The 14,991-nt window shown below is 59.3% G+C and carries 9 protein-coding genes; 2 read left to right on the plus strand and 7 right to left on the minus strand.

Features of this window, described 5'->3' with window-relative positions; all coding sequences use genetic code 11:
• Window positions 1-28: 28 nt before the first annotated feature.
• A complete protein-coding gene (locus BTHE68_RS28550; RefSeq protein WP_162069650.1) occupies window positions 29-763 on the minus strand; it encodes an anti-sigma factor in 735 nt (244 codons plus the stop codon).
• Window positions 760-1,365, minus strand: coding sequence for a sigma-70 family RNA polymerase sigma factor (locus tag BTHE68_RS28555; RefSeq protein WP_162069651.1), 606 nt, complete (start codon window positions 1,363-1,365; stop codon window positions 760-762). The genes BTHE68_RS28550 and BTHE68_RS28555 overlap by 4 nt, the downstream gene beginning before the upstream one ends.
• Window positions 1,366-1,467: 102 nt before the next feature.
• On the opposite strand from BTHE68_RS28555, the gene BTHE68_RS28560 reads away from it, so the two are divergent.
• Window positions 1,468-2,007 (plus strand): SRPBCC family protein, encoded by a 540-nt coding sequence (locus BTHE68_RS28560; protein ID WP_162069652.1) that lies wholly within the window; start codon window positions 1,468-1,470, stop codon window positions 2,005-2,007.
• A gap of 6 nt (window positions 2,008-2,013) precedes the next feature.
• Here the strand turns inward: BTHE68_RS28560 and BTHE68_RS28565 are convergent, their stop codons facing one another.
• Both BTHE68_RS28565 and BTHE68_RS28570 read right to left on the minus strand, forming a co-directional pair.
• Complete coding sequence (locus BTHE68_RS28565) at window positions 2,014-3,072, minus strand: extracellular catalytic domain type 1 short-chain-length polyhydroxyalkanoate depolymerase (protein WP_162069653.1); 1,059 nt, start codon at window positions 3,070-3,072, stop codon at window positions 2,014-2,016.
• Window positions 3,073-3,105: 33 nt separating this feature from the next.
• Entirely contained in the window at window positions 3,106-3,522 is a 417-nt protein-coding gene (locus BTHE68_RS28570; protein WP_162069654.1) for a ribbon-helix-helix domain-containing protein, read from the minus strand.
• A gap of 1,229 nt (window positions 3,523-4,751) precedes the next feature.
• Between BTHE68_RS28570 and BTHE68_RS28575 the strand changes: the two genes are divergently transcribed.
• Window positions 4,752-12,383 (plus strand): ankyrin repeat domain-containing protein, encoded by a 7,632-nt coding sequence (locus tag BTHE68_RS28575; protein WP_162069655.1) that lies wholly within the window; start codon window positions 4,752-4,754, stop codon window positions 12,381-12,383.
• Between the two features lie 45 nt (window positions 12,384-12,428).
• Here the strand turns inward: BTHE68_RS28575 and BTHE68_RS28580 are convergent, their stop codons facing one another.
• From BTHE68_RS28580 to BTHE68_RS28590, 3 genes are all read right to left on the minus strand, one after another.
• Entirely contained in the window at window positions 12,429-12,818 is a 390-nt protein-coding gene (locus BTHE68_RS28580) for a hypothetical protein (RefSeq protein ID WP_162069656.1), read from the minus strand.
• On the minus strand, window positions 12,811-13,989 hold the full coding sequence (locus tag BTHE68_RS28585) for a patatin-like phospholipase family protein (RefSeq protein WP_162069657.1): 1,179 nt from the start codon (window positions 13,987-13,989) through the stop codon (window positions 12,811-12,813). Before BTHE68_RS28585 ends, BTHE68_RS28580 begins: the two co-directional genes overlap by 8 nt.
• A gap of 300 nt (window positions 13,990-14,289) precedes the next feature.
• Entirely contained in the window at window positions 14,290-14,754 is a 465-nt protein-coding gene (locus BTHE68_RS28590) for a hypothetical protein (RefSeq protein WP_232078123.1), read from the minus strand.
• Window positions 14,755-14,991 lie beyond the last annotated feature (237 nt).

Here is a 14,991-nt window from a genome sequence, read left to right on the forward strand (position 1 = left end):
CGACGGAAAATCAGGAGGACTGCAATCCTCAGGTGGAATGCATCTGGCCGGTTGCGAGCACGGGGCCGGTGGGCGCGCCGGTCGGCGATCCGCCGGGCGGCTCTTCCGACACCGCGAGCACGGCCCGCGCACTCATCTGCGCGATGATCTCGGGTGGCAGCGTCATCGTCGCGGGGCGATCGGACGGGAAGACGCCGAGCGCGATCGGCTTCGCGTCGGGCGGGATGAGCCACAGTTCCGTCGCACGGTTCGAGGGCACCGCCACGCTCGCGGCGGGCACGACGACCATGTGCGCGCCGCGCAGATCGACAGTCGCGGTCCAGTGCACGAGGCCGTCCTTGCGGGCGATCGACGCGACCATGTATTCGCTGGGCACGGCGGCTGTCGTCGGGGCTTGCGGCGCTTGCCGCACCCACACGAGGTTCACGCCGAGCAGGACGAGCGCGGCAACGCTCGCGCCGATCGCGAGCCAGCGCCAGACGTTCAGGCTGTCCCACCAGCGCTGGCTTGCGGGCGTGCCCGCTTGCGGCGTCATGAAGCCGAGATCGCGGCGGATACGCGTCCAGACGCGCTCGGGAGGAGCGATCGCGCGGATATCGTCCGCGAGCGGCGCAAGCCGTTGCTGCCACGCATCGAGTTCGCGTTGCAACGCAGGATCACGCGATACGTCCGCTTCGAGCGTCGCGCGCGCTTCGGCATCCAGCACGCCGAGCGCGTATTCGGCGCAGCGCAGGTCGTCGTCGTTCGCGGCGGGCGTGTTCATTGTTCGAGGCAGGTCTTGAGTTGCATCAGGCTGCGGCGAATCCAGCTTTTCATGGTGCCAAGCGGCACGGCGAGTCGTTGCGCCATTTCGCTATACGTCGCGCCTGTGAAGAAGGCTTCGCGGACCGCGCTCTTTTGTTGCGGTTCGAGCCGGTCGAGACAGTGTTCGAGCCGCCGCCGTTCCTCGCTCGATTCGGCCGCGACAGCGGGCGTCGGCGATTCGTCTGCGATTTCCGGTGCGTCCTTCTCGCCGAGCGGTTCCTCGCGATGCTGACGCATGCGGTCGATCGTACGATTGCGCGCGAGCGTGATGAGCCAGGTGATGGCGCTGCCGCGCGTCATGTCGAAGGTATCGGCGCGACGCCAGGCGGCGGCGAAGACCTCTTGCAGGATGTCTTCGGCTTCGCCGCGGTCGCGGATCATGCGTACGATCACGCCGAAAATACGCGGCGAGGTCGCGCGATACAGTTCGTCGAACGCTTTCTCGTCGCCGCTCGCGACGTTCACGAGCAGGCGGTTCACGTGCTCGCGGCGCAGCCTGTCGGCGTCGTCGGAGGCGTTCGCGTCGAAGTTACCGGTGTTGCCTGAGGTGATGTCCGTCATGGGCAAAAATGGGCCGGACTGCGCTGATGGCTGGGTATGTCGGGCAATATAGCATCGCGTTCGCCAGTGTGGACGGCGACGTTATGCGGAGCATGATCGACGATGAGGACTCTGCTGGTGTTGCTGGCGTCGCTGGTGGTCGTCGTCGGCGCGCTTTTCATTCCGTTGCCGCGCGACGTGTCGCCGGAAACGCGCATCGTCAGTGTCGTCGAGATACGACGTGCGCCCTCGGTCGTATTCGATTTCGTCACGACGCCGGCGCATTGGCCGGCATGGCATCCGTCGTCACTATCGGTTCAAGGGAAGGTGGATCATCCGCTCGATGTGGGCGAGCAGGTCGTCGAGGAATTTCGCGTTGCAGGCAGACGCGGCCGCGTCGTGTGGACCGTCGGCGACAAAGCGTATCCCGCGAGATGGTCGATCGATGGCGTGATCGATGGCCGCGCCGCGGGCACGGTCACCTATACGCTCACGCCGCAAGGGAAGGGAACGACGCGCTTCGTTCGCGAGTTCACGTATCGCGCGCCTTCGCTATGGTTCGCGCTCGTGAACTGGATCGTGCTGAAGCGCATGATCCAGTCCGAATCCGACGAGGCGGTGACGCGATTGAAACGCTTGCTCGAAAGCGTGCCCGCAGGCTGACGACGGTTAGTGCCGGCGCGGGTGTTCGAGGAAGAAGCGCAGCATCTCCGCACTGGCATCGGGTCCGCTGGGATCGGTATAGGTTCCGCTCGCCGAGCCGCCTGACCATGCGTGGGGTGCGCCATGAAGGGTCCATAATTCGGCGGCTATGCCTTCTTTAGACGTCATTTTCTGGACCGAATGTTTGCGCGCACCGAGACCGGCGGCAGACGCTGTTCCGTTCGCCGAGAATCCGCGCATCAGTTCGTGGGCGTTGGCGTGATTCACTGTGGCGTCGGCATCGCCGTGAAATACGATGAGCGGGCATTTTGGCGTTTGTGCGTCGTGCATGCCCGCACGGCCTGCCTTGGCTTTGGCCTTGCCGCCGCGCATCGCCGCGAGCGCTGAAGGCAAGTCGTGCGCGCTTCCGACGGGCAGGCCGGAATGAACGCCCGCCGCCGCGTACAGATCCGGATAGCGCTGCGCCATGATCGCCGCCATCGCGCCTCCCGCCGACAGCCCGGCGACATATACGCGCTTGGGGTCCACGTTGTGATTCGCCATGATCTCGCGCGTCATTCCCGCGATCAGCGATGGCTCGCCCTGATCGCGTTGCTGATCGCCCGGCTTGAACCAGTTCCAGCATTTCGACGCATTCGCGCTCTGCGGCTGGATCGGATAGGCGACGATGAAGCCGTGCGTTTCGGCCAGCGCATTCATGCGCGTGCCGGCGGCGAAATCGTCGGCGTCCTGCGTGCAGCCATGCAGCATCACGACGAGCGGCAGCGGATCACTGCGATAAGCGCCCGGCACGTAGAGCTTGTAGCTTCGCTGGCCGGCGGTGTCGACGTAACGTCGAGTGCTGAAGTGGCCGCGATCCAGCACGTCGGATTCGGGTTGCGCGACGTTCGGGTGATGTCGCGGTGGCGTTTTATCGACGTCTGCGTGCTGATGGGTGCGTGGCGCGGGTGTCTGCTCGCCACGCATGGCGCGCTTCACGACCTCCGCCGCAGCGGCGGCATCGTTGTTGCGAAAGAGGGTGAACGCCTCTTTCATCGAGTCCAGAAAGCCTTCGTTGAGTTTCATGTTTTTTCCGTTATCGGCATGGGAGTGCGGGCGCTAGCGGATTCGATCCGCCAGCGCGGCCTTGACTGCCGGTGATGCATGGAGCGCGCCGCGCACCAGAATCGAGTCGATCGTCGCCAAAGCGAGTTCGGGCGATACGTCGGTCGCAATGCTGGCTAGTCCCAGCACCTGGATTCTGAGTCGCTGATTGGCAGCGCGGGCTGCTTCGAGGTCCTGTTTCGAAAAGTGCTGGAGACCCAGAACGAGTTCACGACGCGTCACCGTATCCTTGACGACGGGTGCGTGAACAGACAGTTGATTGCGGATCGCGGTGCGGATCAGGTCGGTGCGGTTCGAGTAAAAGCCTTCTTCCACGAGAAGGTCGATTTGGCCCAGATCGATGGGACCGAGGTTGACGGTGATTTTCTCGGTCTCGCCGCCGCGGGTACGGTCAAGGGGTTCTTTTGACATTTCTGATTCCAGACATCCGATTACCATCCAATGGGATGGTTATAGGCTGTTTTGGAGGGGAAGTCAATGTTGGAGGGGTGGGCGGATGGAAAAGCAGGGCGCTACGGGCCAAAATCAGGTGGGGTTAGCGCAACCAGCCTTGTCTGCTAATTATTATTGGCAGTGAACCCCTTTGGCCCCGGTATAACGATCTGTGGATCGCCGCTCAAGCCATTGAGCGCGGCTACGCGCTGATGACCTTGAATGGCGCCGATTTCGCTGACCTTCCGGGACTGCGCCTCCTTATTCCCGAATAAGACCGTAGCGCTGAACGCCCTCAATATGGCTCCGCCGCTGATCGTCGAATGGTCACCGCCGCGACGGGCGAAGCGTAGCGCGCGGGTGCCGGCCGGGCTGTGGGTGTATCGGTGCGGCTGCGTTCAGAGTCCCTGAAGGCAGGTGTCGTCGGCCAGGTGGAATGCCATGCCGTGGTTAGTCGGGTCCTTTCGGATGCCGCCCGTCGGCCGCCCTCCCAATGCGCGCTGATGTCCTTGCGCTTGCGTGCGCTGTGGGACGGAGGGAAGTCCCGGCGGCTTGACGAAGATCGCGGACAACCCCCCGGCGGTCACCCAAATTCCTCAGGGGGATGGGCACTTCAAACTCCTCCACCCGGTTCCCTAGGTGAGTAACCGGTAGCGACAACGCTAGGTCCTGAGCAAGTTCGTGCCGACAATCGCCGCACTCGAAACCCAAGCACATGCAACTCACCGCTGCTGACTTGAAGCGGCTGACATAGACGTCGGAAAATTCGGCGTAGAGCGCCAGCGTCAAGCTATCGTTCATGTGTCTTTCGGACTCGAGTCAGATTCATCAGCGTTCGCTTCATCAGCGGACAGTGACATACCTGGGAACCGAGAAGGTTCGCATCCGCGCGAAGATCCTGAGCACCGGGCATGGTATGGCGCGGCAGAGTTTTTGAACGAGCCCTAAAGAGCGCGAGGAGAACCTGAATAAAAACCCGATCACCTTATAGACCTGATCCGAGTTTCGTGCCGGCGGGACGCTCGGCTTGCTTTTGCCGAGCACTCAACATTTAATAAGCACAGCGTCCGGCTTCAAACATCGCGATTGTTGACTGAGTAAGAATATCGAGCGCCGCGCCGGCCCTTATTCGATTGCTCAGATGCTGATATGTGCCTCGCCGGTCCACCGTTCGCTTTTCACAGTCGAAGCCTCTCCGGGAGATGCCGATGACGAAAGTCTTTCTTTCAAGTCCGTGCGATCTTATCGAAGAGCGCAAACGTGCGAAAAAGATAATCTGCGACGAACTGCACGAACCATCGCGGGCCTGCTATTTGTATGAAGAAGAGCGAGGCTACGATTCAGGGCAGCCGTTGCAGATGCAAATGATCGGAGAATTGGAGGCGGCGGATATCGTGATCTGCATGTTTGGTGAACGACTCGGCACGCCCGTTCCGCAGTCCTTCCCGGTGCGAGATTACCTGCCCGGCCTTCCGCCAAAGATCAAGCACGCGGTCGACGGAACGGATCAACTAGAGGCTAGCGAAATTCCGCTTACCGGCACGCTCTTCGAATTGTTGTATGCGCGCTCGTTAGCTCACGGAAAGAAGGTCTTTCTTCTCGTCAAATGCGAAGATCGAAGGCTGCTGTCGAGGGCGTTCGACGATCCACTTCAATATCAGCTCGGCGCGCACGCCTGGTGGGACATTCAACGAGCTGGCGAAGAAGAAGCGCCTTCACTCGTCAAACAGGATTATTTCAATCAGCTTAACTGGCTAATCGCTTTTCTCAACCGTATCGATACGGGATTTGGCTGGGATGAATTCCGAGAAGAGAATTTCGAGGATCGAATCCGCGAGGTGGTCAGAAGATCGATGGATGTCGTTCCTAGTCGGGCGGTCGGGCTGAAACCAAAAGATGTGACCGATAAAGACAGCTTCTTCGGTCGCCAGCCATTGCTCGATAAGGTCACGGCCTGGCTAGCTCGTGCGGGCCACGAACACATGCGGCTCGGCCTTTTCAGTGGCGTTTCGGGAATCGGAAAATCATCGTTGCTGCGAGCCGGCTTGCTCGGAAGCCTGCAGGAAGCACCGTTGTCGGGGTCTAAATGGCATGTGCCGATTCTCATAGAGCCGACGCTTCTGAAAACGTCCGGTCAGGAGAAACCCTTTCTTGCACTCAGTCGCGAGCTGAGGCAACAACTCCAGGATCGCTTCAGAGCGGACCGGTTCCCTTATAGATTGTCCCTGGCGGAGGAACTCTGGTGGAGCGATCAGGATGTGTCCGACTGGCTCGCCGCGAACATAGCTCGGGAAGAATTGCTGCGCAGAATCGAGTTCGTGCTGAAGTATGCGGATAGCAAACGAAGCGACAAAGTTCATCACATCTTGGTGGGATTCGACCAGCTCGAGGAAGTGGTAGCGGACACCCTGCGCGATATCGAGCACGGGGCTGCCTGGGCGCCGGTTCTCGAGTTTTTGTCTGCCCTTAGTCAGAAGGAATGGGGTTGGCTCGTCGCTACCATCCCGACCGACTGGAAGACGGAACTCGATGAAACGGCAACTCGTCTGGATATTGACGACGATTATTGGCGCAAGGCGCAATATTTCGTGCTGCGCGATATCGACGACGCCAACATCGACGGCATCATTCGCCTTCATTTGAAAACGAATGGCGTCATATTCGACGATGACGTAGTAAGCGAAGTATCAAAGGAGATCGAGAACTTCAAGTCGGAAGGAGGGGGCGCGTCCTTCATGCCGCTGCTTTCGCTCACGCTAGACGCCCTCGTGGATTGCTGGAAGAAGCTGGCGAATGAATCGACATCAGTCGAATCCGCCACGACCGGGATAGGCGATAGGACTTCGGCCAACGCCAGTAATTTCAACACGACAGTCGAAAAGACTCGCGCGCCGGCCAAAGAGGCCAGACTGACAGTCGAGAGTGCCAGGAGCGCATCGGCGCTCGATTTGAAATCTCAGATACAGCGATTGGCCGATCGGGCGTTCGAAGCGTTTAGCAAGGACAAACGCGGAGGTGCTTACGCAGCATTCGCGGTAGTGGATTTACTTCGGCAAATGGTCGATCTCGGCGACGAGAAAGGCAAAGCACGAATGTCGCTGCTCCCTAGAGGCATGGCGGCGCTCCCGACGGACGCGTCGCGCAGTCTTGCCGAACAATTGGTCAAGGAACGGCTGATGATGCCGGAGGGCTCGCGCGGAGAACTCAAGCTTAGCCATGAGGCCATTCTTAGGCACTGGCACGCAGCGTCCGAATGGCTGGCTGAGGAAAGGCAGTTGCTGCGGATACGAAACGAGTTGTCTATCCTTGCCGGTGCATGGGTAAGGTTCGAGAAGGCGTCGAACACTCTTCTGAAAGCGGATAAACACTACGCTCTTCCGGATTCGACTATGGCGCCCGGCGCATCGGTCGAAAACAGCGAAGGGAATCTGACGTACTTCACTGTTCGCGATTGCGAACATGTTTGGGGCATTTTTCAATCGGCACTTGAGCCGCTCACGCGCGAGTATCTGCGTGAAAGTCTGCGAGCGCTGGATCAGTTGCCCGAAGATGCTGAGGAGCGTGCGCGGGCGTTTTGTTGGATGGCCTCAGGATCAGACACCGCTTTGATCCATCACTACCTCAAGCTCGGCGCCTCGATCCGGCTGTGCACGACCAAGAACCGTCGCACCGCGTTTCACGCAGTCGCCTTCACCGGCAACAGCGATATCTTGTCGGTGTTGCTTGCTGAAGCCAAGGGAGACAAGTCCATTCTGGACGCGCAGGACAGCGACGGCTTCACGGCACTGATGATCGCGGCGTGGTGCGGCAACGTTACAACGGTGGACGCGCTACTGGCAGCAGGTGCTGATCCATGGATTCAAAGAGACACCAGCCTGCACGCGGCTTATTACGCGATAAATGAAAAGAACACTCGATGCCTTGAGTCGCTTCTGCACCATACGCCGGAACTTGCGGCACTACCTGGGCCGGACGGCGACACTATCCTGATTGCGGCCGCGCGTCAAGGCTCTAATAAGATCGTGAGCAAGCTGTTGAAGGAGCCGTACTTGCCTCACGCGTGCCTCATGAGACGTGCGTCGGATGGAAGTCACGCGCTCGATCGGGCGGTCAAGAACGGACATTTCGAAGTAGCGCGGCAACTGATCGACACTGAACCGCGACTGCTTGGTCTGCTCGGACAGGAGGACAGATCGATATTGATGACGACCGTCGGCTTTCGGCGAGATGAGTTTCTTGCTTTGTTCATGGAGAAGCGGTATCGCCAACATATCGACATTTCTTATCGGCGTCCCCAGGATCACGCCAATGCATTCGATTGGGCTGTCCATCTGGATAACCTGGAATACGTGCGAATCCTCATCGAGGTTGGACGCGAAGCAGACTCGGCAGATGACGCGCCGATTGAATCAGTCGATAAGAATGGCGTGTCGGCCACATGGAGTCACTATGAGAGCTTGTCAGCCGAGATGACATCAACGGCAATGCTCGAGGCGCTGCGTAGCGCTCCACTTGAATCCGAAGAGCCAACGCAGTCGAGCGACGGCGCGCTTCACATCAAGCCTGAAAACGTACAGGGTCCTGCGCGCTGGGGCTTTGCGATCGAGCCCACGTGGCAGTGGGAGACCGTTGAGCAAGCGGCACTGTCGCGGCTCGCCGATGCCATCGGAGTCTTTCGCAAGGACATGCACTTGCGGCGAGCGCTCCCCGCAGGCAGGCCGCACGAAGCCCGTACTGCCAGACTCCTGTGCATGCCTGACATCGAACTGACCGAAGTGCTGTATCGGATCGAGGGAAAAGATGTGCCGTTGGTGAGAATCTTCCTCTGCGACGCGAATACCGGCGCAATCGTCACGTGGCTCAACGGGCAGTCGGACAGATTGCACTGGTCGGTCGCGCGCGGTTTTGTCAAGGTCACGAACGCGGAGGCGGCGGCCCAGCACATCGAGCTATTCTGCCGGTATGTCGCCGCCGAGAAAGGCCCGTTCTGTTTGTTGAGAGACGCGAGCCAGCTTCCCTCCTTGCGTGACGACGTCGAACTGGCCGACAGCACGCCCGCCGCATCAATCCGGCTCACGAATCTGCTTCTGCCCAAAAAGCCGTGGAAAGTAGGTGATAGCTTTCGACTGGCAACACTGGCGATCTACGGCGGGGTCATATTTGCCAGCTCGTTCACGGTGCAATGCACGTCAGACACCACTGCGAAGAGGATCTCGCTGGAGATGAACTATGACTATCCTCTGAGCAAGGAAACCTCGATGCTGGAAGTGTGTTGTGCGCTCGGCTTGCTGGATCTGGCCAAATCGCTCTTTAGAGACGCAGACTCTTCGAGCCGCAAGCTCGCACTTCGTGCGGCACGCACAGGAAAGCATCCAGACGTCATCGAATGGCTGCTGCAGAATATTCTAAAGAGCGAGACCGATGCGGCGGTGAGCGGTTCGATGCTGCTGGATATCGCGTCTCTCGAAGAGCGGGGTATTCCGCTGCTGCGCGAGTTCTTTGCTCATCCCCGGGCCGACGAGATGCTCGAATCGGTCGACGAGAATGGCGTGTCGATCACGTGGAGTTATTACGAAAATCTGTCAGGAGAAAATAGATCGACGGCAATGCTCGAGGCGTTGCGTAGCGCTCAACTCAGTCCGGAGGGGCCGACTGAGTTGAGCGACGGCGTGCTTCGCATCACGCCCGAAAACGTACAGGGTCCTGCGCGCTGGGGCTTTGCGATCGAGCCTACGTGGCAGTGGGAGACCGTTGAGCAAACGGCCCTGTCGCGGCTCGCCGATGCCATCGGAGTCTTTCGCAAGGACATGCACTTGCGGCGAGCGCTCCCCGCAGGCAGGCCGCACGAAGCCCGTACTGCCAGACTCCTGTGCATGCCTGACATTGAACTGACCGAAGTGCTGTATCGGATCGAGGGAAAAGATGCGCCGTTGGTGAGAATCTTCCTTTGCGACGCGAATACCGGCGCAGTCGTCACGTGGCTCAACGGGCAGTCGGCCAGACTGCACTGGTTGGTCAGGCGCGGTTTTACCAAGGTAGCGAGCGTGGATGAAGCGGCCCAGTACACCGAGCTATTCTGCCGGTATGTCGCCGCCGAGAAAGGCCCGTTCTGTTTGTTGAGAGACGCGAGCCAGCTTCCCTCCTTGCGTGACGACGTCGAACTGGCTGACGGCACGCCCGCCAAATCAGTCGAACTCACGAAACTACTGTTTTCCAGGAATGTTTGGGAAGAAGGCGACAACTTCCGGATGGCAGCACTGGTGATCTACAACCAAAACGTGCTCGTCAGCTTATTTGCGTTGCAATGCACCTCAGACGCCACCGCGAAGAAAATCTCGCCGGCGATGAACGTGAGCCATCCTCTGAGCAAGGAAGCCTCCATGCTCGAAGTATGTTGTTCGCTCGGGTTGCTCGACCTGGCCAGACCGCTCTACAACGACGCTGACGTTTCGAGCCGACACCTTGCACTTCGCGCGGCACGTGCAGGAAAGCATTCACATGTCGTCGAATGGCTGCTGCAGAATATTCTGAATAGCGACACGGAAGCGGCAACGAGCGGTTCGATGCTGTTCGATATCGCGTCTCTCGAAGAGCGGGGTGTTCCGCTGCTGCGCAAGTTTCTTGCTCGTCCTCGGGCCGAAGAGATGATCGAATCAGTCGACGACAACGGCGTGTCGATCACATGGAATCAATACGAAGATCTGTCAGGAGGAAAAAAATCGACAGCAATGCTCGAGGCGCTGCGTAGTGCTCAACTCAATCCGGAAGAGCCTACTGAGTTGAGCGACGGCGCGCTCAACATCAGGCCTGAGAACGTACAGGGTCCTGCGCGCTGGGGCTTTGCGATCGAGCCCACGTGGCAGTGGGAGCCTGCGGACCAGGCGGCGCTGTCGGGGCTTGCCGATGCCATCGGAGTTTTCCGTAAGGACATGCACTTGCGGCGAGCGCTTCCTGCGGGTAGGCCATACGAAGCTCGTACGGCCAAACTCTTATGCCTGCCTGATGTCGAATTGGTCGAAGTGCTGTATCGGATCGGCGGAACAGATACGCCGCTGGTGAGAGTCTTCCTTTGCGACGCGGCTACCGGAGCGATCGTCACATGGCTCAACGGGCAGGCGGCCAGATTGCACTGGGCGGCAAAGACCGGCTTAATCAAGATTGCGAGCGTGGATGAAGCGGCTCAGTACGCGGAACTGTTTTGCCGATACGTGACTGGCGAAGACGGCCCGTTCTGCTTGTTAAGGGACACCAGCCAGCTTCCCTCGCTACGTGACGACGTCAAGCTGGCCGACGGAACGCCCGCAACACCGGTCCGGCTCACGAATCTGCTTTTTCCAAAAACTCTGTGGAGAGACGGCGACAACCTCCGGCTGGCAGCAACCGTGATCTACGGCAAGACCGTGTTCGCGAGCCTGTTCACCGTGCAATGCACATCGGACGCTACTGCGAAAAAGATCGCGCCGGAGATGAACGATGACCATCATCTGAGCAGGGCTACATCCATGCTGGAAGTATGTTGTTCGCTCGGTCTGCTGGATCTGGCCAAACCGCATTTCGACGGGTCGACGGGTCTGGAACGCCGAGCCGCCTTGGGTTCTGCCAGCGAGAAAAGACATCTCGACGTTCTGAAATGGCTGTTGCAAAGCGATCCGCACTTATTGAATCCGGAAGATGCCGAAACTCCCGGAGCGCTCACGATCGCGGCAGGTCTCGGCGCGCTCGATGCGGTGAATTTGCTGCTGAGTTCACCGTATCGAGCGCTTGCGAATCCAGGCCGGCAAACGACTAACGGTCAGCACGCGCTTGAGCGTGCTGCGGCAGGAGGGCATGTCGACGTCGTACGTCGCCTTCTCGTCGACGATCCCACGCTTTATTCATTGCCCGGCGAGCGCGATCGTTCGATTCTCGCGGCTGCGGTGAAAAGTGCTTCATCGGAACTCATCGATTTTCTTCTGGAAGAACGCTTCCGGCGAGACGAACACTCGCGCGGTGGAACCACTGATGCAGACGTATATGCGCTCGGTCTGGCGATCGATGGCGGGAAGCGCGAAATCGCGCTGAGACTGGTGAGAAGCTTTACAGATTTCGCCAACAGGCTGAGCGACGTTCAACAACGCCGTCTTCGCCGGCTCCTTGACGGCACTTTGCCGGAAACGCTTCGCACGATCGGACACAGCACCAGGTTTGCATCGGTGATCGAGCGGTTGACGCGGCGCGGGAGCGGAGCCTGCGCCACGCTCGAAGGTGCGGAATATCAGGCCGCGATCGATGCATGTAGCATCAGCCCGGAGTCTGACGAATCGATCGACGTCTCGGCGCGTTGGCTATCCTGCATTCCCGACGGACTGTTTCTCCAATACCGGCGAAGCAGCGACGCATCAATACCCGCTTTAGCGAACGGCATTTATTGCCGTGGTGAATTTTTGCTGCTCGACGGCACGACGGTGTGTTTGGATTTCGCCGCGGAAGACGGCTGGCTCCGCTGGCGCGACGAATGGGACGCGGCTGATCTGCTCCGACTGCATCTGATGCATCGACGTGTGGAACAAGACATCTCCTTGCCTCTCGAAGATGCGGCTTTTATTCCGTGGAGAGCCGATCGAGCCAACGGCGTCGCTACTCAGGTGCTCGACTTGGACTTCGGTCCGATGACGATCGACCTTCAGCGGGACGGAACGGCGTTCGCGCAAACATTCGCCTTGTGTGGAGATGAGCTTGTAAATATGCAGCTGAAATTGCTGGCCGACGGGTCGATGAGTATCGGCCGCTGCGAGCGCCTCGCGCGCGCTCTGCCCGTATTCAGCCTGCGCAACGCCGGGAGTTGGTGGCGATGGGAATGAAACCGTGGAGGACCGTGCCGCGATGCGAGCGCGAGCAGGGGTGCGTCATTCGTCGAGTTCGTATTTCAAATCGAAGGTCTCCGGCGGCATCGCATAACCGTCGGTCTCATTCGCGTCGTTGTAGACGAGATAGTCGGACGCCTCGTAGTGCGTCTGGCCTTCTTTCGTCCGTATGTACCCGGCGCTTTCTGCCCGGCGTGCCCAGACGGGCGTATCCTTCACGTACACGCCCCGACTGACCTCGCGATAGGTCCTCGTGAATACTTCTTCGTCGACGGTGTAAATCTCGCCGTCGTTCTCGACGACCCAGTCGCCCGCCTTGCAGTGCTGGCCGGAGCCCCACTTGTTGTAGTTGAAGCCAGCTGTATCGAGTCGTAGCTGAACGGCAACTACGAAGCGATCCGATTTGAGGCGATAGCGTCGTAGCTCATTCATAAGAAGCCGTATCGAGATCGAAACAGTGATTGAAATGTTCGCTGCGTATGTCGCGGCGTGCGGCGAGCGTCCCAAGCCTGAGCAGTGTCGGCATGTTCTTCGGCGCATCCATTCTACTCAGCTCTCTGATTTTAGTGTTGCTGGCAAGAGAGGGCGCAAGCGCTTCGACAGATCCTCGGCTCAGATCGACGTCATAACGCAGATAGCTGAAAAGCGCGGTTCCGCCGAGTAGATCGTTTTTCAGGTGACCTACCTCGGAATCTATCGGCCGCGCGGTTTTGCTTGCGGACATCCATTGCAAAATCATCTGCTGCTGAACTGAGCAATCTTCGATGAGCGAGAGCAGGGCGCTGACGCCCGCTTCCGTAGCGACGGTCGGTCTGGCGACGGTCGGATCCTTCGCGCCGGTGCCGATCGAGACGAGCAGCAGCTTATGTTCGCCCATAGGCCAGCCGATGCGGTAGCCTCCCAGTGTCGCAAACATGAGGGCTTGCAGGGCCGGATTATTGAAGGGGCTTACTCCGCCATCGACAAAATGGCCTTTGACCGGCGTCCCCTTCTTTGATCGTGCGATAGTGATGAACTCCGGATCGAAATAAGTCGGTGCTGCCGTCGAAGCGCGCACGACTTGCCAGAGCAGATATTCGCCATTGCCGATGACGCCTTCCTCTGCGGAATTGAAGTACTGGCCGTCGGGATTATTGCTGATCGACCACGGACTACCGGTGTCGAGGCGCTTGACCACGATCATCAGGCCGGTTTGCAATGCTGGTCCGCCAAGCGTGTTCTCCTTTCCGAACAAGTGCTTCAGATAAGACACAAGGATTTGTTCATCGTACTTGGCGCGGATGTAGCCGTCGCGCAGTAAGCTCTTCTTGAATGCCTTTTCCCCGAGTTCGAAGTAGCAATCCCGAATGCGCTTCACGGTCCAGCCCAGCGCAAGCGCGGCCGCGATGATCGCACCGGTGGACGTGCCGGCGATGAGATCGAAATAATGGCACAGCCGGAAATCTTGCTGCCCCCCGTGACGTTCGCTCAGCAACCTTTCGAGTTCCTGGAGGATGCCAAGGCTGAGTACGCCGCGCAGCCCTCCGCCATCGAGCGAAAGGATGCGTTTAGGGCGTCCATTGAACTTAAAGTGCTCGTCCCGCGTCAATACTCGATAGCTCATATCGGCTCCCGGCCGTTGATCGAATGGAATGGGACAAGCGCCGCCTTCCGGACAATCAACAATGGCTCTGGGATGCATTCTAGGATAGGCAGGCGTCCTCCGACGTGAAGTTGGTGCGTTTTGGAGAGTGAACCAAACCGTGGGGGGCAATTTAGGCCGCTCGGTGAATATTCCACGCCAAAATAAGCAGAATTTCCGTCAACCGAAGTAAACTTGGTGCGTTTTGCGAAGCATCACGAACGGCCGCCTCAGGCGCGCCTGGGCTTTGCGCTCGCGCGGGAAGGCCGGCGCACGGTCGCCTCACCAATACTTCGGCGGGCTTGCCGCCCACGGCGCGCTCTGACCGGACGTCGCGAGATCCACCTTGCCGTCACGCACGCCGTTCTTTTGCGCGGTCAATTGCAGGCTCGAGAGCTTCGTTGTCGGCTTGTTCGGATTGTGCCGCGGGCTGGCCCCCACCACCTTCCCTGCGTCGTAGATAAAGTTCAACACGCTCATCTCCCACGCCGGAAACTTGCCGCTGCCTACCCACGCGCGGCAGAGGTAGTAATGTTCGACGGCGGCCATCATGGCGTCGTCGGGATCGACGAGTTCGGGCGGCCAGGTTCCGATCGGTGGATTACCGTCCCATCCGGCATTGCGGACCTGATACAGATCCCGTCTGATCTGGTCGAATCGCTCAGGTGCGGGTATGTCCACTCGAAAGCTGTTCCATTTGGCAATCAGTTCGTTCATGCGCGCGACTTGCGGGTCCGGATCGGCCATTACTTTCTCCTCTGTTCAAAAGAGATTGAAACGAGTCGCGAGCCGAATGGTTTTCCGCTACCCGCGCTTCCTTAGACGAACGAGCGTCGATGATTTTTGATGAAGAGGCGCGATCGTGAAGCCACACACAGCGGTGATCGCGCGGCGCACGCCCGCGTTCAATCCCTCACGCAGCCGATCGTTTTGACCATGCGCGTGACATACTGCCCGCGCATTGTTTCGTTACGTGAGGCCTGC

It is taken from the genome of Burkholderia sp. THE68 (assembly GCF_009938265.1).
GTDB lineage: Bacteria > Pseudomonadota > Gammaproteobacteria > Burkholderiales > Burkholderiaceae > Caballeronia.

What these genes read in the sequence shown, in the direction of transcription:
- BTHE68_RS28555 (WP_162069651.1), bottom strand. Translation starts at nt 1,365, where the DNA reads ATGACGGACATCACCTCAGGCAACACCGGTAACTTCGACGCGAACGCC.
- BTHE68_RS28560 (WP_162069652.1), top strand. Translation starts at nt 1,468, where the DNA reads ATGAGGACTCTGCTGGTGTTGCTGGCGTCGCTGGTGGTCGTCGTCGGC.
- BTHE68_RS28590 (WP_232078123.1), bottom strand. Translation starts at nt 14,754, where the DNA reads ATGGCCGATCCGGACCCGCAAGTCGCGCGCATGAACGAACTGATTGCC.
- BTHE68_RS28550 (WP_162069650.1), bottom strand. Translation starts at nt 763, where the DNA reads ATGAACACGCCCGCCGCGAACGACGACGACCTGCGCTGCGCCGAATAC.
- BTHE68_RS28585 (WP_162069657.1), bottom strand. Translation starts at nt 13,989, where the DNA reads ATGAGCTATCGAGTATTGACGCGGGACGAGCACTTTAAGTTCAATGGA.
- BTHE68_RS28580 (WP_162069656.1), bottom strand. Translation starts at nt 12,818, where the DNA reads ATGAATGAGCTACGACGCTATCGCCTCAAATCGGATCGCTTCGTAGTT.
- BTHE68_RS28565 (WP_162069653.1), bottom strand. Translation starts at nt 3,072, where the DNA reads ATGAAACTCAACGAAGGCTTTCTGGACTCGATGAAAGAGGCGTTCACC.
- BTHE68_RS28575 (WP_162069655.1), top strand. Translation starts at nt 4,752, where the DNA reads ATGACGAAAGTCTTTCTTTCAAGTCCGTGCGATCTTATCGAAGAGCGC.
- BTHE68_RS28570 (WP_162069654.1), bottom strand. Translation starts at nt 3,522, where the DNA reads ATGTCAAAAGAACCCCTTGACCGTACCCGCGGCGGCGAGACCGAGAAA.